Origin of the sequence: Streptomyces sp. NPDC002181 (assembly GCF_042890485.1) — a bacterium.
Lineage (GTDB): Bacteria > Actinomycetota > Actinomycetes > Streptomycetales > Streptomycetaceae > Streptomyces.
Map to the genome: position 1 here is coordinate 159,664 of NZ_JBIASC010000004.1, position 20,729 is coordinate 180,392.

Annotated in this window: 16 protein-coding genes, 2 tRNA genes and 1 pseudogene; 8 read left to right on the top strand and 11 right to left on the bottom strand. The window is 73.6% G+C overall.

All coding sequences use genetic code 11. The features are described from left to right. The first annotated feature begins 4 nt into the window (after positions 1-4). Both ACFYXV_RS13175 and ACFYXV_RS13180 read left to right on the top strand, forming a co-directional pair. A complete protein-coding gene (locus ACFYXV_RS13175; RefSeq protein WP_389382903.1) occupies positions 5-1,690 on the top strand; it encodes an AMP-binding protein in 1,686 nt (561 codons plus the stop codon). A gap of 71 nt (positions 1,691-1,761) precedes the next feature. Further along, positions 1,762-1,835: transfer RNA gene (locus tag ACFYXV_RS13180), tRNA-Lys, on the top strand. 112 nt (positions 1,836-1,947) lie between these two features. Here ACFYXV_RS13180 and ACFYXV_RS13185 read toward each other — a convergent pair. After that, positions 1,948-2,706 (bottom strand): IclR family transcriptional regulator, encoded by a 759-nt coding sequence (locus tag ACFYXV_RS13185; RefSeq protein ID WP_383492633.1) that lies wholly within the window; start codon positions 2,704-2,706, stop codon positions 1,948-1,950. Positions 2,707-2,935: 229 nt separating this feature from the next. On the opposite strand from ACFYXV_RS13185, the gene ACFYXV_RS13190 reads away from it, so the two are divergent. Both ACFYXV_RS13190 and ACFYXV_RS13195 read left to right on the top strand, forming a co-directional pair. Further along, the gene (locus ACFYXV_RS13190; RefSeq protein WP_389382904.1) at positions 2,936-4,087 is read left to right on the top strand and encodes an LLM class flavin-dependent oxidoreductase; all 1,152 of its coding nucleotides are present in this window, start codon (positions 2,936-2,938) and stop codon (positions 4,085-4,087) included. A gap of 254 nt (positions 4,088-4,341) precedes the next feature. Then, a complete protein-coding gene (locus ACFYXV_RS13195; RefSeq protein ID WP_385462118.1) occupies positions 4,342-6,042 on the top strand; it encodes a glycosyl hydrolase family 18 protein in 1,701 nt (566 codons plus the stop codon). Positions 6,043-6,224: 182 nt separating this feature from the next. Here ACFYXV_RS13195 and ACFYXV_RS13200 read toward each other — a convergent pair whose 3' ends face one another. Further along, positions 6,225-6,935 (bottom strand): ALF repeat-containing protein, encoded by a 711-nt coding sequence (locus ACFYXV_RS13200; protein WP_389382905.1) that lies wholly within the window; start codon positions 6,933-6,935, stop codon positions 6,225-6,227. A gap of 186 nt (positions 6,936-7,121) precedes the next feature. Then, positions 7,122-8,867: a putative bifunctional diguanylate cyclase/phosphodiesterase gene (locus ACFYXV_RS13205; protein ID WP_389382906.1), complete on the bottom strand. Its 1,746-nt coding sequence runs from the start codon at positions 8,865-8,867 to the stop codon at positions 7,122-7,124. A gap of 472 nt (positions 8,868-9,339) precedes the next feature. Between ACFYXV_RS13205 and ACFYXV_RS13210 the strand changes: the two genes are divergently transcribed. Continuing rightward, entirely contained in the window at positions 9,340-10,533 is a 1,194-nt protein-coding gene (locus ACFYXV_RS13210; protein WP_389382907.1) for a M6 family metalloprotease domain-containing protein, read from the top strand. Between the two features lie 58 nt (positions 10,534-10,591). On the opposite strand, the gene ACFYXV_RS13215 is transcribed toward ACFYXV_RS13210, so the two are convergent. From ACFYXV_RS13215 to ACFYXV_RS13245, 7 genes and pseudogenes are all read right to left on the bottom strand, one after another. Continuing rightward, a tRNA-Lys gene (locus ACFYXV_RS13215) sits at positions 10,592-10,665 on the bottom strand. After that, a pseudogene (locus tag ACFYXV_RS13220) lies at positions 10,646-11,236 on the bottom strand (hypothetical protein); the annotation flags it as partial. The pseudogene ACFYXV_RS13220 and the gene ACFYXV_RS13215, both read right to left, overlap by 20 nt. 119 nt (positions 11,237-11,355) lie before the next feature. Further along, positions 11,356-11,706: a hypothetical protein gene (locus ACFYXV_RS13225; RefSeq protein ID WP_383492647.1), complete on the bottom strand. Its 351-nt coding sequence runs from the start codon at positions 11,704-11,706 to the stop codon at positions 11,356-11,358. Between the two features lie 192 nt (positions 11,707-11,898). After that, positions 11,899-13,245, bottom strand: coding sequence for an AAA domain-containing protein (locus tag ACFYXV_RS13230; protein ID WP_385462130.1), 1,347 nt, complete (start codon positions 13,243-13,245; stop codon positions 11,899-11,901). Then, the gene (locus ACFYXV_RS13235; RefSeq protein WP_385462133.1) at positions 13,242-14,810 is read right to left on the bottom strand and encodes a hypothetical protein; all 1,569 of its coding nucleotides are present in this window, start codon (positions 14,808-14,810) and stop codon (positions 13,242-13,244) included. Before ACFYXV_RS13235 ends, ACFYXV_RS13230 begins: the two co-directional genes overlap by 4 nt. After that, entirely contained in the window at positions 14,798-15,967 is a 1,170-nt protein-coding gene (locus ACFYXV_RS13240; protein ID WP_389382908.1) for a hypothetical protein, read from the bottom strand. The genes ACFYXV_RS13235 and ACFYXV_RS13240 overlap by 13 nt, the downstream gene beginning before the upstream one ends. Continuing rightward, complete coding sequence (locus ACFYXV_RS13245) at positions 15,882-16,814, bottom strand: phosphatase PAP2 family protein (RefSeq protein WP_389382909.1); 933 nt, start codon at positions 16,812-16,814, stop codon at positions 15,882-15,884. The genes ACFYXV_RS13240 and ACFYXV_RS13245 overlap by 86 nt, the downstream gene beginning before the upstream one ends. Before the next feature lie 116 nt (positions 16,815-16,930). Between ACFYXV_RS13245 and ACFYXV_RS13250 the strand changes: the two genes are divergently transcribed. Then, positions 16,931-17,527: a histidine phosphatase family protein gene (locus tag ACFYXV_RS13250; RefSeq protein ID WP_389382910.1), complete on the top strand. Its 597-nt coding sequence runs from the start codon at positions 16,931-16,933 to the stop codon at positions 17,525-17,527. 124 nt (positions 17,528-17,651) lie between these two features. On the opposite strand, the gene ACFYXV_RS13255 is transcribed toward ACFYXV_RS13250, so the two are convergent. Next, positions 17,652-18,947: a tetratricopeptide repeat protein gene (locus ACFYXV_RS13255; RefSeq protein ID WP_385462144.1), complete on the bottom strand. Its 1,296-nt coding sequence runs from the start codon at positions 18,945-18,947 to the stop codon at positions 17,652-17,654. 275 nt (positions 18,948-19,222) lie between these two features. Between ACFYXV_RS13255 and ACFYXV_RS13260 the strand changes: the two genes are divergently transcribed. Continuing rightward, positions 19,223-19,759, top strand: coding sequence for a hypothetical protein (locus ACFYXV_RS13260; RefSeq protein ID WP_389382911.1), 537 nt, complete (start codon positions 19,223-19,225; stop codon positions 19,757-19,759). A gap of 30 nt (positions 19,760-19,789) precedes the next feature. Continuing rightward, positions 19,790-20,692 (top strand): spermidine synthase, encoded by a 903-nt coding sequence (locus tag ACFYXV_RS13265; protein ID WP_389382912.1) that lies wholly within the window; start codon positions 19,790-19,792, stop codon positions 20,690-20,692. The last annotated feature ends 37 nt before the right edge of the window (positions 20,693-20,729 follow it).

Here is a 20,729-nt window from a genome sequence, read left to right on the forward strand (position 1 = left end):
CGGCATGCGGACGACACCCGAAACCGTCGCGGAGCTCATAGCCCGCCAATGGGGCGACCACCGGCCGGGGCTGATGTACGGCGGCAGCACGCACACCGCCGTCCTCAGCCGCCACCGCTGCGCCCAGGAGGCCGCCGCGCGCGCCGCGCTGCTCGTCGACCTCCTGCCGGCGGGCCGGGGCGCCGAACCGCACATCGGGGTGCTGCTCGACAACACCCCGGAGTTCCCCTTCTGGCTCGGCGCGGCGGCCGTCGCCGGGGCCGCCGTCGCCGGGATCAACCCCACCCGGCGCGGTCCCGAGCTGGCGCGCGACATCCTGCACACCGACTGCCGGATCCTGGTCACCGAGCGCGCCCACCTGCCGCTGCTGCGCGGGCTCGACCTGCCCGGCGTACGGATCCTCGTGACCGACTCCGAGGAGTACGCCGCCCTGCTCGCCCCCTACGCGGGCGCCGAGCCGGGCGAGGCCGTGCTCGCCGCCCCCGCCCCCGGCTCCCGCTTCCTCCTCTACTTCACCTCCGGCTCCACCGGCGCCCCCAAGGCGGCCCTGTGCAGCCAGGGCCGGCTGGCCGCCGCCGCGGACTCGCTGGTCCGGCAGTTCTCGATCACCGCCGACGACGTCCACTACGTCTGCATGCCCCTCTTCCACGGCAACGCCGTCATCGCCGACTGGCTGCCCGCCCTCGCCGGGGGCGCGTCCGTGGCTCTGCGCCCCCGCTTCTCCGCCTCCGCCTTCCTGGCCGACGTCCGCGCGTACGGGGCGACCTACTTCACCTACGTCGGCCGGGCCGTCCAGTACCTGCTGGCCACCGAGCCCCACCCCGACGACCGCGAGCACACCCTGCGCCTCGGCTTCGGCACCGAGGCGGGCGCCGTGGACGCGGCCCGCTTCGCCGAACGGTTCGGGGTGCGGCTGGTGGAGGGGTACGGGGCCACCGAGGGCGGCGCCTCCGTACAGCGCACCCCGGACACCCCGCCGGGCGCGCTGGGCCGGGCCGGGGCCGGGGACGACCTGGCGGTGATCGATCCGGAGACGGGCGCGGAATGCCCGCCGGCCGTCCTGGACGCGCGGGGCCGCCTCCTCAACGGCTCCGCGGCGATCGGCGAGCTGGTCAACCGCGGCCGGAGCCTGTTCGAGGGCTACTGGCGCAACCCCGAGGCGCAGGCCGCGCGCACCCGCGACGGCTGGTACTGGACGGGCGACCTCTTCTTCCGCGACGCGGACGGCTTCCTCTACTTCGCGGGCCGTACGGACGACCGGCTGCGGGTCGACAGCGAGAACCTCGCCGCCGCGGTGATCGAGAACATCCTGGCGCGCTGGCCTGCGGCGGCCGCGGTCGCCGTGTACGCGGTGCCGGACGAGGTCGCCGGCGACCAGGTGATGGCGGCGGTCGCCCTGGAGGAGGGGGAGCGGTTCTCGCCGGAGGCCTTCTCCGCGTTCCTGGCCGCCCAGCCGGACCTGGGCACGAAGATGTCCCCGCGCTACGTCCGGATCGTGGAGTCCATGCCGGTGACGGGGACCAACAAGATCCACCGGGCCGCCCTGCGCCGTTCCGGCTTCCGCTGCCCGGACCCGGTCTGGTGGTCCCCGCCGGGCGGCTCCGGCTACCGGCCCCTGGGCCCGGCGGACCTCGCCGGCCTGCTGGCGGCGTACGCGGCGCAGGGGCGCGCGGAGCTCCTGGAGCGCTGACCCGTGATCCCGGCGTACGCCGGTATTGGTTTTGAGCACCCCTGAGGAGCAGGTAGTATTTTCTCTGTCAGGCGCCGCTAGCTCAGTTGGTTAGAGCAGCTGACTCTTAATCAGCGGGTCCGGGGTTCGAGTCCCTGGCGGCGCACCTGTACTTCGGGCGGTTTCCGGTTCACCGGGAACCGCCCGAAGTGTTTTCCGGTCCCTCCGCATCCCCTCCGCATCATCCCCTCCGCATTCCCCGGCGGCGCGGGACCCGGTCAGAGCGTGAGCGACAGCAGCAGGGGCGCGGCCTTGCGGTTCAGTGCCTCCGCGGCGGCCCGCAGCCGGTGCGCGTGCTCGACCGGCATCGACAGGGCCAGGCAGCCCACCGAGGCTCCGGCCGTGATCGGCACCGCGGCGCAGACGGTTCCCACCGCGTACTCCTGGAGGTCCAGCACCGGAACCGTGGCCGGCTGCGCGTCCAGCTTGGAGAAGAGGATCCGCTCGTTCACGATCGTCTTCGACGTGAGCCGGGCGATCTTGTGCCGCGAGAGGTGGTCGCGCCGCCCGTTCTGGTCGAGCTGCGTCAGCAGGCACTTGCCGACCGCGCTGGCGTGCGCCGCGGAGCGGAAGTCGACCCACTCGTGCACCTTCGGGGTGCGGGGACTGTCCGCGAACTGCGTGATCTTCACCTCCCCGTCCACGTACCGGCTGATGTAGACCGCCGCGCCCACCGAGTCCCGGAGCCGGTCCAGGGTCTCCTGGAGCTTGCTCTGGAGGGCCTGCTGCCTGTCTATGCCGGAGCCGAGCAGCACGAGGGAGTCGCCTATGGCGTAGGCGCCGTCCGACACCTGGAGCACGTACCCCTCGCGGCGCAGCATGAGGAGCATGGGGGCGAGATGGACCGCGGGCAGGCCGGTCTCACGCGCGATCTGTACGTCGGTCACGCCGCCGGTGTGGCGGGCGATCGTTTCGAGTACGCGCAGGGCGTACTGCACCGAATGGAACGGCGCGGTCGGCTCGGGCTTCAGCGCCACGGTTTCCCCCTAGCAGGTTGTTACCGCTTGCCTTACCACGATAGCCATCAAGAGGCCCACGTGGAGCGCCTGTTGAGGAGATTGATGGCTCATTCACGTCCCTCCGCCGGTCTCTGCCCCCATGGCATATGCCAAGGTCACGCCTGCTGTCCGGGGATGCCGGGAATGCCCGCGCGCCGCCGATGGTTCGAGTTCTTCGTACGGACGGCGAAGCGAGGCGGGAGCGACGATGAGTGACACCGGGGACGCGGGTCGGGGTGCGGACGGGGACGGCCGCGAGGATCGCGGAGGGCGCGGGGCCCACCGGGATCCGATCCGGGGCGCCATACGCGGCGACGCACCGGTGGCGCTCTCGGTGCTCGACCTCGTCACGGTGGGCAGCGGCAGTACCGCCCACGACTCCCTGCGTACGAGCGTCGCCATCGCCCGCCTCGCCGAATCCCGCGGCTACCACCGCCACTGGGTCGCCGAGCACCACTCCATGCCCGGGGTGGCCAGCTCCTCCCCGGCGGTGATCCTGGCCCACCTCGCCGCCCACACCTCCCGCATCCGGCTCGGCTCGGGCGGGGTCATGCTGCCCAACCACGCGCCGCTCGCCATCGCCGAGCAGTTCGGCACCCTGGAGGCGCTCGCCCCGGGCCGGATCGACCTCGGGCTCGGCCGCGCGCCCGGTACCGACGGCCGCACGGCCGCCGCCCTGCGCGGCCCCGGCCGCCTCGACGAGGCCGCGGAGGACTTCCCCCGGCAGCTCGCGGAGCTCACCCGCTTCCTCGACGACGATTTCCCCGACGGGCACCCGTACGCCCGCGTGCACGCGGTGCCGGGTCCCGTGCAGGGCCCCGCCGGGCGGCCGCCGCTGTGGCTGCTCGGCTCCTCCGGGTTCAGCGCCCGCCTCGCCGCCGAGCTCGGCCTGCCCTTCGCGTACGCCCACCACTTCTCGGCGGCCGGCACCCTGCCGGCGCTGGACCTCTACCGCCAGCACTTCCGCCCCTCGGCCGTGCTGGACGCCCCGTACGCCGTGATCGGCGTCTCGGCGCTCGCCGCCGACACCGGCGCGCAGGCCCGGGCCCAGGTGCTCACGGGCGCGCTGTCGATGCTGCGGCTGCGCAGCGGCCGGCCCGGTCTGGTCCCGACGCCCGAGGAGGCGGCGGCGTACGGCTTCTCCCCGCTGGAGCGGGAGTTCGTGGACGGCTGGCTCGCGAACGTGGTCCACGGCACGCCCGAGGAGGTTCGCTCGGGCCTCGACGACCTGGCCGAGCGCACGGGCGCCGACGAGCTGATGCTGACCGCCAACGCACACGGCGGCGCGGCCCGGCTGCGCTCGTACGAACTCGTCGCGGACGCGTACGGGATGCCGGTGGAGGCGCCCCGAGCTGACTGACCGCGCGGAGGGCGGTCCGGCTGGTTTGTTGCCGGAACCTTGCGCGGAGATGGCCATAAGGCAGCCTTAAACCGCTCGTCACCCGGGGTGGCGGGCGGTTTTTTGTGCGCGCGCAAGCTTCTGACTAGGGGATTTACCCCGTGATTGGTCTAGTCCTTCTTTGGTCCAAACCATTGACTCGGGCCTCGGATGATCGCTATCACTTCTCCCACCCGAACCTCTCGCTTCCCCCTCCCACCCCCCGGAGGCAGTTCATGCACATCCGTAAACCCCTCATCGCGGCCGCCGCCACGGCCGCGCTGGCAGCCGGAGCGCTGGCCGGTTTCGCGGGGCTCGGCACCGCGCAGGCCGCCGACGCCGCCACCGCCGCGGGCGCGGGCGGCAACGTCAAGATCGCGTACTACGACCAGTGGAGCGTGTACGGGAACGCCTTCTATCCCAAGCACCTCGACACCCGCGGCATAGCGGGCAAGCTGGACGTCATCAACTACTCGTTCGGCAATATCCACCCCACCAACCTCACCTGTTTCGAGGCGAACAAGGCGGCGGGCGACGACAACAACCCCAACGCCGGTGACGGCGCGGGCGACTCGTACGCCGACTACCAGAAGTCGTTCAGCGCGGCCGACAGTGTCAGCGGCGTCGCCGACAAGTGGGACCAGCCGATCGTCGGCGTCTTCAACCAGTTCAAGCAGCTCAAGGCCAAGTACCCGAACCTGAAGATCAACATTTCGATCGGCGGCTGGACGTACTCGAAGTACTTCAGCGACGCGGCGAAGACCGACGCCTCCCGCAAGAAGCTGGTCTCCTCCTGCATCGACCAGTACATCAAGGGCAACCTGCCGGTCGAGGGCGGCTACGGCGGCGCGGGAAGCGCGGCGGGCATCTTCGACGGCATCGACATCGACTGGGAGTACCCCGGCTCCTCCGGCGGCCACCTGGGCAACCACTACGCCCCCGAGGACAAGCAGAACTTCACGCTCCTGCTCAAGGAGTTCCGCGAGCAGCTCGACGCCTACGGCGCGGCCAACGGCGGCAAGAAGTACCTGCTGACCTCGGCCCTCCCGGCCGGCCAAGACAAGATCAAGTACATCGAGACGGACAAGATCGGCGCGTACCTCGACTACGCGAACATCATGACGTACGACATGCACGGCGCCTGGGACGGCGACGGGCCGACGTACCACCAGTCCCCGCTGTACTCCGGTGCCAACGACCCGACGGACCCGATCGCCCCGGGCACCGAGAAGTACAGCATCGACAACGCCATCGACTCGTGGATCGACGGCAAGCCGGCCTACGGCATCGCCGGCGGCTTCCCGGCCAACAAGCTGACGCTGGGCTACGAGTTCTACTACCGCGGCTGGAAGGGCGTCCCCGCGGGGACGGCGGGCGGCCTCGCGCAGCCCGCGACCGGCGCCTCCGGCGCCCGGCCCACCAGCCAGCAGGCCGGCATCGCCAACTACAAGGAGCTCGGCGGCATCGTCGACAACCCGGCGAGCACCTTCTGGGACGACCAGGCCAAGGCCTCGTACTTCTACAAGGACGGCGAGTTCTTCACCGGCCTGAACCAGAAGTCCATCCAGGCCCGGGTCGACTACGGCAAGCAGCGCGGCCTGGCCGGAGCGATGATGTACTCCCTGCTCGGCCTGGACAACAACACCACGCTGCTGAACCAGATCTCGGACGCCCTCGGCGGCACCACGCAGCCCCCGACGACTCCGCCCACCACGCCTCCGACGACCCCGCCGACCACCCCGCCCACGACGCCGCCGACCACCCCGCCGACCACGGGCTGCGGCTCGACCCCGGCGTACGTCGCGGGCACCGTCTACACCGGTGGCCAGGAAGTCTCCTACAACGGCCGCAAGTACAAGGCCCAGTGGTGGACGCAGAACGAGACCCCGGGCACCACGGGCGAGTGGGGTGTCTGGAAGGACCTCGGCGCCTGCTGATCTCCCCCCACCCCGCGCCGAGCGGCACCCCGCCCCGCACCCGGTTCCCCCGGTGCGGGGCGGAGGTGTGCCACATGGCTGCCGGATTCCGGACACCGGTCCCCGTGGCATGCGCCGCCTTCGTGCGCAGCCTTTGACCGTACGCCGGAGCGGCAGCCCCCGGCGGGGGCTGCCGCAGGCGGTCAGACCTGGTACTGGCCGACGGTGATGAAGTGGCGCAGCTCCTCCGGGGTTCCGTCCACGACCTTCTGGGCCGCCGCGCGCAGGGCGTCGCTGATGCCGGGGCGGGCCAGGATCCGGCCGACGTCCACGCGGTCGTCCTCGGCCTGGGCCAGGCGAAGGCCGGTCTTCAGGAAGGCGGTCCGGTCGGCCGGGGTGCCGTCCAGGGCCTTGTCGGCCTCGCGCTTGACGGCCTTGCCGGTGGCCGGGTTGGCGAACAGGACCTTGGCGATGGCGACGCGGTTGTCCTCGTCCTGGGCCTTGGCGAGGCCGGTGGCGAGGAAGGCGACGCGGTCGGCCGGGGTGCCGTCCAGGGCGGCGTTGGCCTCGCGGGTCACGCCCTTGCCCGGCTTGCCGGCCAGGATCCGGACGATGGCGACGCGGTTGTCCTCGTCCTGGGCCTTGGCGAAGCCGGTGGCGAGGAAGGCCACGCGGTCGGCCGGGGTGCCGTCCAGGGCCTTCTGGGCTTCCTGCTTCACGGCCTTGCCACTGGCGGGGTCGGCCAAGATCTTTGCGATGGCGGCGGCGTTGTCCGTGTCCGAGTCCACGACCGTGGCCGCCGCAGGGGCGGTCGGCGCGGCGGCCGCAGCCGCCGCGAAGGACGGCGCGGAGAGCAGCAGGACCGGGGCCAGCGCGGTCGCGGTCAGGACGAGTGCAGCTCGGGTCGGTTTCATGGTTCCCCCTTGTCGAACGGTCGCGCCCCGATTCGGGGCAGCGACGAGATCATCGCAAGGGTGTTCTGGTGCGGCGGTCCCTATGGGCGGATTTCAGCCACGGCGGAGCGGCCGTAGCCGCCCTCGCCACCCGGGGCGCGGAGGAGGTCGCCCCGCACGGGGACGTGGGGCTGACCTGCACCGGGTTCAGGCCCCGGGGCGGGTGCCGATCATCTCGGCGATCAGCTCCGGGGCCACCGCGCGCGAGTACAGCCAGCCCTGGCCCGTGTCGCAGCCGACGCGCCGCAGCCGGGCCGCCTGTCCGGCCGTCTCCACGCACTCCGCCGTGACCGTCAGCCCCAGCCGGTGCGCGAGCTGCACGAGGGCCTCGACGATGGTCTCGTCGGCCGGGTTCGGGTGGGTGCCCTCCTCGTAGCGGAAGCCCCGTACGAAGGAGCCGTCCAGCTTCAGCACGGACACCGGCAGCCGGCTGAGGTACGCCAGGTTCGAGTACCCGGTGCCGAAGTCGTCGATGGCGATCCGCACCCCCATGTCGCTCAGCGCCTGGAGGGCCTGGAGCGGCCGCCCGGCGGAGCCCATCACCGCCGACTCGGTCAGCTCCAGCTGGAGCAGCTGCGGGGCGAGCCCCGTCTCGGCCAGGATCTCCGCCACGTCGCCGACCAGGTCGGAGTCCCACACCTGGCGGACCGCCACGTTGACGGAGACGAAGACCGGGGAGTCGCTGGGCTGCTCGATCTGCCAGCGCCGGGCCTGCCGGCAGGCGGTCCGCAGCACCCACCGCCCCAACTGGACGATGGAGCCGTCCTCTTCCGCAATTCCGATGAACCGATTCGGCGTCAGCATGCCGAACTGCGGGTGGTTCCAGCGCACCAGCGCCTCCACCCCGCGCACCGCCCCGCTCTCCAGGTCCACCAGCGGCTGGTACTCCAGCTCGAACTCGCCCCGCTCCACGGCCGGCCGAAGGGTCGAGGTCAGCGCCTGGCGGGTCATCCGGTGCGCGTTGCGCTCCGGGTCGAAGAGCGTCCAGCGGGCCTTGCCGTCCGCCTTCGCCCAGTACAGGGTCGTGTCCGCGGCCTGCATCAGCCCGGTCGCCGAGGTCCCGTCCGCGGCCCGCTCCACCACCCCGATCGACGCCGAGACCGACAGCCGCTGCCCGGCCAGGTCGAACGGCTCCTGGACGGCGGCCAGTACGCTCCGCGCCAGGTCGGCGAGCTGATCGGTGCCGGTGGAGTCCTCGACCAGCAGGGCGAACTCGTCGCCGCCGAGCCGCGCCACCAGGTGCCCGCCGGTGCGGCCGTACCCGGACTGGTCGGCGCACTGCGTCAGCCGGGCCGCCACGGCGGTCAGCAGCCGGTCCCCGACCCGGTGGCCCAGGGTGTCGTTGACGGCCTTGAACCCGTCGAGGTCGAGGTAGCACAGCCCGATCCGGCCGGTGCCGCCCTGCTCGTACGAGGAGGCCTCCAGGGCGGCGGAGAGCCGCTCGAAGAACAGCGCCCGGTTGGGCAGCCGGGTCACCGGGTCGTGCATCTGGAGGTGGCGCAGCCGGGCCTGGAGGTCGCGGCGGTCGCTGATGTCGGCGACGGACAGCAGCACGTCCCGGGTGCCGGGCACGGGCCCGAGGGTGACCTCGGTCCACAGCGAGTGCCCGTCGGGGTGTTTGAGCCGGCGGGTGCAGCGCAGCCTGGCCTGCCGGCCGCGCAGCACCTCCTGGTACGCCTGCCAGGTACGGGCCTCGGCGCCCAGATCGACCAGATCGGCCGCGCGCTGCTCGACGAGCGCGTGCGGCTCCGCCCCGAGCAGCCCGGCCAGCGCCGCGTTGGCGGCGACGACGTGCCCGGAGCGGTCGACGACGGCCATGGCGAGGTGGGCCGCGTTGAAGGCGGCCCGGTAATCGCGCAGTTCGGAGTCGGTGCGGGTCGGCGACGGCGGCATGACCGGCACCGCTTGGTGACGCTCCGTAGTGGCCGGTCGGATGCTGTCGGCCGCCGAACCGGTTCCCTCTGAGGTTCCGCTCACCGTTGGCTCCCGCAGTGCTCGTGAGTGTCCGTGCAGGAAAGTGTGCCGATCATAGAGGCACCGTACGGCCCTATCCAGCGGCGTCGCCGTGCGGGGCACGGGACTTCGGCGTGCTGACGCCTCTTCGGGCGGGTCCCGGGCGATCGTTTCTGCACGGCTCTGAGCAGCGAAAGTCTCCTGCTGATCTCCGGTGATCGGTCGTGACGTTCTGTAGGCATGTGGGTGAACCCCCCGGGTCACCGGCTTGCCGTAGCGCTCACTCTTGTGGGGCAGCGGAACAGGGCATTAGTAAGACAATCCCCTCAGGGTGGAGCGAGATGGTACGAATCCACCACCGGAGGTCGATGTGCCGCGACAGCAGACACCCGGGGGAGTGGAACGCTCCCGCATGACGAGTACGGCGGCCGCGCTCACCTCCCTGACGGCGCTCGCCGCCATGTCGCTCGTCGCGGGTCCCGCGGTAGCCGATCCGGGGGCCGCGCCGTGCGCCCTGACCCGCACGTCGGCGCACCACTCCCTGGGCCTCGACACGTGGAACCGCGCCTACCCCAAGCCGGAGCGCACCCTCCACGCGGTCATGGTCTTCCTCTCCTTCCCCGACCACCGGACCACCCTGACGACCGAGCAGCTGACGGGCGACTACTTCCCCGCGACCAGCGATTTCTTCGAGCGGGCCTCGTACGGGAGGTTCCGTCTGGAGCCGCACCCGCAGCAGCAGTGGATCCGGATGCCCAAGCCGTCGACGGCGTACGGGATACAGCGTGACTGGGCGGCCCAGGACCGGGCGGCGTACCTGCGCGACGCGGTCGCGGCCGCCGACCGGGAGGTGGACTTCTCGCAGTACGACGTCGTGTACTTCGTCGCCGACCCGGACGCGCCCGGGGTGGACTCGGACGCCACGAAGGTCGTCAACTTCGACCGGCCGATCAGGGCGGACGGGACGGACCTGCGGCGGATCGTGACCGTCTTCGAGCGGCACCCGCCGGACCGCAACGTGCTCGCGCACGAGACCGGGCACGTCTTCGACCTGCCCGACCTCTACCACCGGCCGAGCGACGGCAAGGGCGACTGGGACACGTACGTCGGCGACTGGGACGTCATGGGCAGCCAGTTCGGGATGGCGCCGGACCTGTTCGCCTGGCACAAGTGGAAGCTGGGCTGGCTGGACTCCTCCCAGGTGGACTGCGTGCAGTCCGGCTCCTCGCTGCACACCCTGCTGCCGCTGGGCCAGGCCCCGGCGCCGGGTGCCACGGGCGGCACCCGGCTCGCGGTGGTCCGTACGGGTACGGGCAGCGTGATCGCGGTCGAGGCGCGGGGCTCCGCCGGCAACGACGGGGACACCTGTACGGAGGGTGTCCTGGTCTACCGGGTGCGCAACGAGGCGGCCTCGGGCGGCGGGCCGATCGAGGTGCTCGACGGCCATCCGGACTCGGAGGCGTGCTGGGACCGCTCGGTGTACCCGCCGCTCGCGGACGCGCCGCTGGAGGTGGGCGAGGCGTTCACGGTGCCGGGGGAGCGGATCAGGATCGAGGTGGCGGACCGCACTCCGTCGGGTGCGTACACAGTCAAGATCACCACGTAGTGCGGGGTGCCGGAACACGAAGAAGGCCCCCACTCGCGTGGGGGCCTTCTTCCGTCTGTGCGCCGCCAGGGACTCGAACCCCGGACCCGCTGATTAAGAGTCAGCTGCTCTAACCAACTGAGCTAGCGGCGCTTGTCTGACGTGGAAGACATTAGCAGGGAGATGGCCGGAAGGAAAAATCGATATCCGCAGCTCGGGCGGCGCGCAGGTACGCCCACAGGAGTGCCTCGGGTCCGGGCAGCCAGGGGGAGCGGGTGTCCGGGGCGACGACCCAGCGGGACGGGCCGGGGGTGGCGTCGAGCGGAGGCACGGTGACGGCGTCGCCGTGGCCGTGGCACAGCGGCGCGGGTACGGCGCTGCCCCATTCCTCCCACGCGAGCAGCGCGGGGAGGCGGTGCGCGGTCCCGGTGGTGGTGAACAGCAGCATCCGGCCGCGGTGCACGGCGACGGGCCCGGAGCCGGGGCCCTCGGCCCAGAGCAGGTCGAGCATGCGGCGGCCGAGGACGAGGGGGACGTTGACGACGTCGAAGGCGGTCCCGCAGGGCAGCACGGCGGGCGCGGTGGCCCGGGCCTCCCAGCGCGCGAGGGTGACGTGCGGATGCGCCGACGCGGAGGCGAGCCAGGCGGCGCCCTGCGGGGTGACGTGGGTGGCAGTGCGTGCGTGCGGGGCGGGGCAGGCGGGTGCCGTCGTCAGCGTCGTCATACGTTCCGGTGTACCGGGGGTAGCGATGCGGTTTCCAGGAGTTACGCAAAACCCGGACAGGGCGGGGGATGGTGGGCTATGTTGCGCCCCGCATATGCCAGATGCGACCCCGCGGGCTCCTACGGGACGTCCGGGCCCGCTTCCTGCTGGAGGGATTCGCCGAACTCGATCATCTTGAGCGCGTAGTCCTCGGTCCAGTCCGCCTGCTCGGCGATCTCCGCCGGCGGCAGCCGGTCGAACCGGCGCGGATCGGCGAGCTGCGCAGCGGCCAGGGCCTGGAACTCCACCGCCCGCTCCTGCGCCGCCCGGAAGGCGAGCGTCAGCTCGGTGGCGCGGGCCAGAAGCTCCCGCGGGTCCTCGATCGACTCCAGATCGAAGAAGTGCTCCGGGTCCGTGGCGGCCTCCGAGGGCTCGAAGAGCAGCGGCGCGGGCCGCGGCTTCCGCTCGGTCGTCCGCTCGGGCTCTGCCATGCGTGTCCTCCTGGTGCGCGTTCGGGATCCTTCCGGGCCACCCTCCATTGTCCAACGCCGCGCAAGAGCGCCGCCCCGGGCCCCGACAGGGCCTCCGGCGCCGCGTCCGTCGTCGGCCGCCCCCGGCGCCTCAGTGTTCCCAGGCCACGCGGTGTTCTGCCAGGTGGGCGAGGACCGCCGCTTCGGGGCCTGTCAGGGTTTCCAGGCCACGCGGTGCTCTGCCAGGTGGGCGAGGACCGAGTGATTGGCCTCCCAGCCGTCCGGGAACTTCACCGTCACGCCCAACTGGACCGGCTCCGTGGACGGGTGGTCGTCCAGCAGGTCCGCTATCCCCGCCCGGGCCACCACCACGCAGGCGTGCCGGTGCCGCGAGGCCAGGACGCACAGGCGGCCCGTCTCCAGGTGGAACGCCGTCGCGTCCGGACGGCCCGACAGCGGGTGCAGCACCACCGTCAGGTCGTACTCGCGCCCCTGGAGCCGGTTCGCGGTGTCCACGGTGACCCCGGTGACGCCCAGGTCCGCCAAGGCGGCGCGGACCGCCGCCGCCTGGTCCCGGTGCGCCGTGCCGACCGCGATCCGGTCGGCCGTCAGCGCGGTGGGGGCCTCGGACTGCTCGTCCGCCGTCACCGCCCCCCGGTCCAGCGCCCGCCGGACCACCAGGGCCACCGCCCGTACGGCCTCGGGGTCGGTCCGCGGCGTGTGCCGCGCGGGCAGCTCCAGCAGGCCCCAGCCCGACTCGGCGGCCTCGTCCAGGACCCGGTCGGGGCCCGAGCCGTCGCCGGCCACCCCGTACGACAGCCGCCGATCGCCCGGGCCCGTACCGCTGCGGAACTGCGTGTACGGGTAGAACGCCCGCGAGACCAGCGGCGCGGCCGACGCCGGGAGCCGCCAGGACACCGGCAGCCGGTGCTGCGGCAGCTGCGGGTTGTGCGCCAGCAGGGTGCTGACGGCGCTCGCCGAAGGGTCGTACGACAGCCCGGCCCACTGCTCGGCGCCGACCACGCTGAACGGGTCCAGCTGCCCCGGGTCGCCCACGAACAGGGCCCGGTCGAACAGCCCGGCCACGGCCAGCAGCGCGTCCGAGCGCATCTGGTACGCCTCGTCGACGATGGCGTGCTCCCAGGGCTCGGCGTCCTTCACGTACGCCCACTTCGCCGCCGTCGAGATGGTGATCGGCAGCTCCGCGAGGTCCTTCGGCTTGGCCGAGAGGGTGACCGAGGGCAGCTCGCGCAGCGCCGGATCGTACGCGTCGCCGTCGCTGCTGTGCAGCCGGCCGACCTTCAGCTCCGGATCCTTGTCGGCGAGCCGCAGCACCAGGTCGTCGACCTGCGCGTTGGTCTGTGCGACCACCATCAGCCGGCGCCCGGCCGCGGCCAGCTCCCGGGCGGCCCGCACCACGAGCGTGGACTTGCCGGCCCCGGGCGGGGAGTCGACGACCACGCCGCGCTCGCTGCCGTGCAGGGTGTCGCGCAGGATGGCGGCGGTCGCCTCGGCGGCCGCGGCCCCCGGGTCGAACCGCTGCCGGGATGCGGTGCTCACAGGATGTCCTCGTCCGTCACGGTGTCGGGCAGGGGAGCGGCGGCCCGGGACCCCGGCGGGCCGCCGTGCGTCCACGGGGTCTTCTCCGGGTCCGGCAGCTTCGGGCCGCCGCGCGCGTCGTGCTCGAACAGAGTCCAGCAGACCCGGTCGCCCTTCTCCGGAACCGAGCCCGGCTCCGGCTCCCTGCCGCGCCCCATCTTGTCCAGCAGCCGCAGCACGAGGAGCCGGCCGTCCTCCTCGAAGCGGACGAACTGCGCCGCCTGCGGGCGGCCCTCCAGCGAGCGGAACACCTTGCCGCCGCCGCTCTCCGCGAGCTGCGGACGGTCCTCCGTGGCGACCGTCACCAGCGGGCGCGGACTCGGCCGCTTCGACTCCGTCCACTCCATCACGACCTCGGTGACCTCGCCCGCGAAGGCCTCGCCCGACAGCCGCCGGCCCGCCATCACCAGTGGATCGTCCAGCGCCTCCTGGGCGTCGAGCCGCACCTGCTCGGTCTCGCGGGTCGCCAGCTTCTGCGCCGCCGTCACCGCGTCGTCGCGGCGCGGCTGCGGGGGTTCGCCTGCCCGGACCCGGTCGCGGTGGCCGGTGTACGACCAGCGGTCGCGGGTCCAGCGCTCCTCGGCCCGCTCCCCGGCCGGCAGCGCGCGCAGCAGCTCCAGCGACTGCCACACCGCCCGCCATGCGGGCCGCATCTGCTCCGCGACGAGCTCGCGGACGGCCGCCTCGGCGCGGGCCACGGCCTTCGGATCGTCCCCGGAGCGCGCCGCGTCGTAGCGGGACATCGCCGGGGCCAGCAGCTTGTTGTCGAAGGCCGGGTCGGTGGCGGGTCCGGCGGGCGGCACCAGCAGCTGCCCGTCCCGGTCGCGGCCGAGCTCGGCCCGCAGGGCGGCCTCCGCACCCGATTCCCCCTCCCGCGGGGCTATCCACGACAGCAGGGCGCCCAGGTGCTGGTCCTCCAGATTGCTCTGGCCGGTGGCCCAGTGGCGTCCGAGCAGCTCCGTCGCCGACAGCAGCATCGAGGCCCCGGGGACGCGGGAGCGCTCGCCGAGGTGCGTGAACCAGCGGCCGAGCAGCGGTACCCGGGTGGGCGCCGGATACGGATTCTCCGGATCCTCCTCGGCCGTCCGCCGGAACCGCATCGACCGCCCCAGCAGCCGTACGTACTCGATGCCGGCCCGGCTCGGCACGATGAGCTGCGGCGCGTCCAGACAGAGCTCGGCGTCGACCTTGCTCTTGGCGCCGGTGTCCGGGTCGGTCTCGGTGCGCTCCACGTACTCGACGTCGTCCGCGTACCCGTCCACGTACGGCAGGACCTCGTCGGCCAGGTCCGCGAGGAACGCCCAGCGCAGGTCCCGGTCGCGCGGCTGCGGGACCACCAGCAGCCGCGGCCGCTCGGGATCCGTGCCGACCAGCGCGCCGAGCGGGGCCCCGGCCTCGCCCGCCGTGGTCAGGGGTACGAGGACCAGCGGGCGCTCGCTCAGGTGCCGGTGCCGTACGGTCGCCAGCGGCCGGGCCCGGCCCGCCCGGACGGCCTCCAGTCGCGCGAGGGTGGTCAGCAGGGACATGCGGCCGCCTCCAGGGCCTCGGCGCGCAGCCGGGCGGCATGGTGCAGCGACGCCGCCGTCGGGTCGTCGGGGCTGCCGGAGCCGGCGGCGGCCGCGAGGGCCTCCTCGACGGTGGTGAGCGTGCCGAGCTCCCCCCGTACGGAGCGGCCCAGCGCGGTCACCGCGCCGGCGGCGCGGGCCCGCTCCCGGCAGTGGAAGGCCAGCTCGCAGGCGGCCAGGCACTCGGGGGCGTAGGCGGCGGAGACGGCCGCGACCGCCTCGGTCAGTTCCTCGGCGGGGCGCGCCGGGTCGAAGCTGAGCCCCTCGGGCAGGGCCGCGGCCAGCTCCTCGACCCGGGTCAGCCGCTCCAGCTGGCGCAGGGTCACGGACCGCTCCCGGCGGATGTCGACGGGCGAGGCGGCGGGCAGGTTCGAGAAGTCCTTCGGGCAGACGAGCAGCACCGTGTGTCCGACCACGGCGGAGGCCAGCTTCCCGGCGGTCTTCTCCAGCGCCAGGACGTACACGGCGGCCTGCCGCGCGGCGGCGCCCACCTTCGCGGCGTCGGCGGCCCCGTCGATCATCGGGAACGACTTGATCTCCACGACGGTCCAGCGGCCGTCGGGGTGCACCACGACGGCGTCGGGCTCCAGGTAGGCGGGGGAGCCCGCCACCTCCAGGGCCAGCATCGGGTGGTCCAGCAGGGTCCACGTACCGGCCGCGGCCGCTGCGGCGGTCGCCTCGCGCAGTGCGAGCGCGGTGCGCGCGGCGCGGCCTTCGGGGCCGGCGGCGGTCAGATCGGGGACGTGCGCGCCCGGGCCGGGGGGCTCGGATCCGGCGCCGAGGTGCTCGTGCGCGAGCCGCAGGAGCTCGGCGCCGCCGTCGGCCTTGACCCTGGCCTCGAAGGAGTTCCCGCGGACGATGGCGAACTGCGACTGGCCGAAGGCGGAGGGCGAGCCGAGGGCCGCGGCCAGGGCGGTCTTGTCCACGCCGGCGCCGTCGAGCAGGGCTCGTCTGCCGCATCCGGGGTTGGCGGCGAGCGCCGCCAACGCGCGTGCGTCGAGCGGGCGGGGCGGCACGGCGGGGCCGCGCAGGTCAGCGAGCCGCTGCCGCAGTGTCGTCGTCGGATGCGGGCCGCTGGGCGGGTAGGAGCTCACGGGCGGAAGTGTCCCATCCGCCACTGACAATCGGGGCGGTACCGCGGAAACCGGCTGTCCGGACGCCCGGCCGGACCGTTTCCGGCCGAGCCGTTTCTCGCCCGGCCGTTTCTCGCCCGGCCGCTTCCCGCCGGGCCGCCTCCCGCCCGGCCGCTCGCGCGGACAGCCGGCGCGTGATCGCGTACCCGGCGGCCATCACGGCGGCCCCGGCGGCCGCGTCCAGGAAGTAGTGATTGGCCGTGCCCATGACCACGAGCACGGTGGCGGCGGGGTAGGCGATGCCGAGCGCACGCACCAGCGGGTGGCGCCCGTGCCGCCAGAGGAGCACCCCGCACCACAGGGCCCAGCCCACGTGCAGGCTCGGCATGGCCGCGTACTGGTTGGTCAGGCCCCCGAGCCCGCGCGGGGCACTGGCCTCCGCGCCCCACCAGCCGTACGCGCTGTACTGGGCCATCGTGTCGGTGAACCCCTGCCCGGCGTCGAGCAGGCGCGGGGGACAGGTGGGCATCAGGGTGAATCCGACGAGCCCGAGGAGGGTGGAGACCACGAGCCAGGTGCGGGCGGCGCGGTAGTGCCGCGGCCGGCGCAGGTACAGCCAGACCAGTACGGCCGGGGTGACCAGGTAGTGCAGGGAGGCGTACATGAAGTCGGCGGGTATGCCGAGCAGTCCCTGCTGCGAGAACAGCCGGTTGAGCGGACGCTCGAAGTCGAGCCCCAGCAGCTCCTCGGTCCGCAGGATGGAGAGGCCGTGGCCGACGGCGAGGTGCACGTCGCCCCGGGCGAGGAGTCTGCCACCGGTGTACGCGCCGTAGACGAGCCCCAGGAGCAGCAGTTCGGCCCACCACCGGGTGGGCTTCTGCCGATCAGTCATACGGGATAGGACGCTTGTGCGAGGGGGTGGGTTGCCTGGGGTTCATGTGATGGATGATGGATGGACGACGCAATCGCCCAAAGTCGTACGAAACACTACTTACCGGGAGAGTTCCTATGGCCCCCCGCATCCTCCTGGCCCGGCACGGCCAGACGGCGTGGTCCCAGCTCGGCAAGCACACCGGACGCACCGACGTGCCGATGCTGGAGGAGGGCAGGCGCGGCGCGAAGCTGCTCGGCGAGCGGCTGGCCCGTGCCCCGTGGAACGGCCTGCCCGGCGTGGAGGTCCGCACGAGCCCGCTGGTCCGCGCGAGCGAGAGCTGCGACCTGGCGGGCTTCGGCGCCCAGGCGGACCCGTGGCACGCGCTGATGGAGTGGGACTACGGCGACTACGAGGGCATGACCCCGGCCGAGATCCAGGCGATCCGTCCGGGCTGGCTGATCTGGCGCGACGGGGTGCCGGGCGGCGAGTCCGTGGCCGACGTCGCGGCCCGCGCCGACGAGGTCGTCTCCTGGGCCCGCTCGGCGGAGCGCGACGTGCTCGTCTTCGCCCACGGCCACATCCTGCGCACCCTGGCCGCCCGCTGGCTCGGCATGGAGGCCTCCTTCGGAGCCCGCATCCGCCTGGAGCCCACGTCGCTGTCGGTCCTGGGCTGGGCGTACGGGGCCCCCGCCCTGGAGCGCTGGAACGACACGGGCCACCTGGACCTCTGACGCTCCGGGGCCCGGTCGAACTCACTTGACGGGTCGGGCCTTTGGGCGGGAGGTGCGGCTGCGAGGGTGGCGTTCAGCCGCGGCCGAACGCGGCCGAACGCGGCCGGACGGGGGAGCCGGGCGGTCAGACCGTCGCGTGGCGGGTCAGGAACGCGGCCACGCGGGGACTGCGCTGGTGCGGCACCAGGGCGCGGGCGGTGCCCGAGAGCATGGACTGGATCCGGGTGGACTGGACCTCGGTGAGCAGGTCCAGGACCCGGCCGCCCGCCCAGGCCGCCTCGTCGGGGGCGCCCGCGCGGGCCAGGTCGTCGGCGAGCTCGGCCGTGTAGAGGGCGACGTTGCGGGCGAAGTGCGGGTCCTGGAGGTCGGCCGCGCGGCGGGCGTGCCGGGCCGCTCGGGCGTGCTCCCCGAGGGCCGCCCAGCACCGCGACTCCAGGGACTCCAGTTCGGCCTCGCCGAAGAAGGACATCCACTCCGGGTCGGCGGCCGCCGTGCCCCGCGAGAACTCGGTGTGCGCCCGGGTCAGCGCCTCCTCGCAGGCCTTGCGGTCGGCCAGCCCCGCCCAGCCGCCCGCCTCGCGCAGGGCGAGCAGCGACAGCAGCCGCGGGGAACCGAGGGAGCGGGCGGCGCGGCGCCCCGCCTGGGCCGCCCGTACGGACTCCCGCGGCCGCCCGCAGTCCCGCGCCAGGAAGGCCATGTTGCTGAAGGCGTGCGCCTCCAGGCCCGCGTCCCCCGCGACCCGGGCCGTGGCGAGGGCCTCCGCGTAGTGCGAGCGGGCGTCGTCGAAGCGGCCGGAGTCGTGCGCCAGCCAGCCCACGGAGATGGCCAGTTCGCCGGCGCCCGCGTGCAGCCGGTCCTCGGTGGACTGCCGGGTGGCCCCGGCGTCCAGCAGCGCGTACGCGGTGCGCAGGGGCTCGGCGGCCTTGCGGTACAGGGCGTCGGCCCCGTGCCGGTCGTCCAGCAGCCGGATCTGGCGTACGGCCTCCTCGACCGCGGCCGCCTCGGACTCCCCGGCCCGTGAGGGCGGCCGGCGGGTGTCGCCGAGCAGGCTGAAGCCGAGCGTCGCGGCCGCCACGGTGGCGGAACCGCCCGCCATGAACGCGCGACGCAGCACGTCGCTCTCCTTGTGGGTGAAAGGGGCGGAGCGCTGCGCGGACCGGCCGCGGACCGCCTCGCGCGGGGAGAAGCCCAGGTCGGCCAGGGTCCGGCCGGGGAACATGTGCAGGAAGACCCGCTCGTACGCGTAGTTGGGACAGCGGATCTCGCCGGACTCGACCCGCCCGATGTAGCGGGCGTCGCAGGAAACCGTTTCTCCGATCTCCTTCGCGGCACGGCGCACCATGGCCGCGAACTCCGCCGGGGAGTTGCGGTCGCGCAGTCGCCGGAACGTCTGATTGGGTGAGTGGGGGAACGCCGCCATGGACGTGGCCTCTCTGGCAAGGGACGCACCGCCGGTTCCGCGGGGTGGGGCAGGTCCCGGCGCGCATGAACGTACCGCCAGAGATGGACGGCTGACACGGTGTTTGGCTACAAAAGGGATATCTCACCCGCGATCCGCCATGAACTGCCATCCTTTGCAGCGTCTTGCCACCGCACCCGTTGACGTTTTCGCGCGTTGAGCCCGAGCGGGGTGTGAGGTGACTCCCGCCCCGCTGGTACGCGGATCGAGGAGGGGTTCCCTTGGTGGAGGGCGGCATGGAGAGCACTGGAATGAACACCGCGCCCGCGTCTTCGGGCGCGACCCCCGTCCCGGCCGCGACCGCCGTGGCGGTGGCGGTCGGGACGGTCGCCCCGATGGCGGCGATGGTCCCGGCCGCCCCGGCGGCCGCTGTCGTCCCGACCGCACCGGTGGCCCCGGCCGCCCCGCAGGCTCCGGCCGAGGCGCCCGACCTCGTGACCGTGCCCACCCGGCAGGGCCTGGAGGCCGTGGACATCATCCGCCGCGCCGCCAGCCTGGCCGGCGGGGTCGGCCCGGTGCTGCACGACGGCTCCGGCGACACCCTCGGCTTCCTCGTGCCGCCCGGCACCGCAGACGCCTGGGACATGCCCGGCAGCGCGTGCACCCAGACCAACGGACGCGGCATGCGCTTCGGCGACGTCTCGCCCACCGCCGGCGGCACCGGCTGGCTGCTCCCCCCGGAAGCCGTCGGTCCGGTCACCGACCCGGAGGTGCTGCGCGCCGCGCTCGGCGAGGCCGCCCGCCTGATCGAAGCGGCGGACAACTGTCGCTGACGACCGCCGCCGACCGGCGACAATGGGGTGGTGGCAGGCAAGGGCAAAGGCAGCGGCGGCGGCAGGCAGCGCGGGCGCGCGAGCGGGAGCGGGAACGCGGGATCCGAGGCGGTCGTCGGGCAGGTGGACGGGGGCACCGCGGAGCTGGCCCCCGACCGGGAGCGCGCACGGGCCTGGACGCTGCTCATCGACGGAGCCCCGCAGTCGCACGTGGACCTGGGTGATCCGGGATACCTGGACTTCGCGTACCAGCGGCGGATCGGCCACCTCATCGACCTCGTCGCGCCCGCCCGGCAGCCCCTGAACGTGGTGCACCTGGGCGGCGGCGCCTTCACCCTCGCGCGCTACACGGCCGCCGCCCGGCCCCGCTCGACCCAGCAGGTCGTGGAGATCGACGCCGCGCTGGTGGCCTTCGTACGGGAACACCTGCCGCTGGACCCGCAGGCGCGGGTCCGCGTCCGGGCGGTGGACGCGCGGGCGGGACTGGCCAAGGTCCCGGACGGCTGGGCCGACCTGGTGATCGCGGACGTGTTCAGCGGCGCGCGCACCCCGGCGCACCTGACGAGCGCCGAGTTCCTGGACGGCGTACGCCGGGCCCTGGCGCCCGGCGGGTGGTACGTGGCCAACCTCGCGGACGGGCCGCCGCTCGCGCACCTGAAGGGCCAGATCGCGACGGCCGCGTCGCGCTTCGGGCATCTGGCGCTGGCCGCCGATCCCGTGGTGTGGCGGGGGAAACGGTTCGGCAACGCGGTGCTGGTGGCCGCCGACCGGGAGCTGCCGGTCGCCGAGTTCACCCGCCGGGTCGCGAGCGATCCGCATCCCGGCCGGGTCGAGCACGGCCGGGCCCTCGCCGACTTCGCGGGCGGCGCGGCCCCCGTCGCGGACGTCTCGGCGGTGGCCTCGCCGGAGCCCCCGCCGTCGGTCTTCCGCTGAGGACCCCGACCCCGGTCCCTCGCGACACGCCCTCGTA